The organism is Acidovorax cavernicola, assembly GCF_003581445.1.
The window spans coordinates 1-860 of record NZ_QXMN01000276.1 but is presented as its reverse complement, the minus strand read 5'-3'; the positions used below and the strand labels follow the sequence as shown (position 1 = coordinate 860).

General features: G+C 65.9%; 1 protein-coding gene. It reads right to left on the bottom strand.

Features of this window, described 5'->3' with window-relative positions:
- Positions 1-8 precede the first annotated feature (8 nt).
- Positions 9-803 carry a 3-hydroxybutyrate dehydrogenase gene (locus D3H34_RS33115; protein ID WP_119558907.1) on the bottom strand — a complete coding sequence of 265 codons (795 nt, stop codon included), beginning with the start codon at positions 801-803 and terminating at the stop codon, positions 9-11.
- Positions 804-860: the final 57 nt, after the last annotated feature.

The window sequence follows — 860 nt, the reverse complement described above, 5'->3', positions numbered from 1 at the left end:
GGCTACGATCACTGCGCTGCCCAGCCCCCATCCATGTTCCACGCCACGCCGCGCACATTGGCGCCGGCCGGCGAGCAGAAGAAGACCGCGAGCGCGCCCAGTTCTGCGGGCGTGGTGAACTGCAGCGAAGGCTCTTTTTCGGCCAGCAGCTGCCGGGTCGCTTCCTCGATGCTGATGCCTTGGTCCGCGGCCTTGGCCTCGACCTGCTTTTGCACCAGCGGTGTGAGCACCCAGCCCGGGCAGATCGCGTTGCAGGTGATGCCCGTGGTCGCGTTTTCCAGCGCGCAGACCTTGGTCAGCCCGATCAGGCCGTGCTTGGCGGCCACGTAGGCGGACTTCTGCGCCGAACCCACGAGGCCATGCACTGAGGCCACATTGATGATCCGGCCCCAGCCCTTGCCGTTCGCCGCGGCCTGCATGGCCGGCAGCACCAGGCGCGTGGCGTGGAAAGCGCTCGACAGGTTGATGGCGATGACCGCATCCCAGCGCTCGGGGGCGAAGTCCTCGATGGGCGCGACATGCTGGATGCCGGCGTTGTTCACCAGGATGTCGACCTGGCCGAAATTGCGCACGCTGTAGTCGACCATGTCCTCGATGTCGGCCACGCGTGTCATGTCGGCGCCGTGGTAGGCGACCTTGGCGCCGGCCGCGTGCCCCGCGGCCTGTACTTCGGCGCGCGGACCGTCGACGTCGCCGAAACCGTTGAGCACGATGTTCGCGCCCTGTTGTGCCAGGGCCTTGGCGATGCCCAGGCCGATGCCGCTGGTGGATCCAGTGACGAGAGCAGTTTTGCCTTTCAGCATGGAAGGTCTCCGAATGAATTACGATGCATTATCGAACCGTGCTGCTGGATTGTGCCC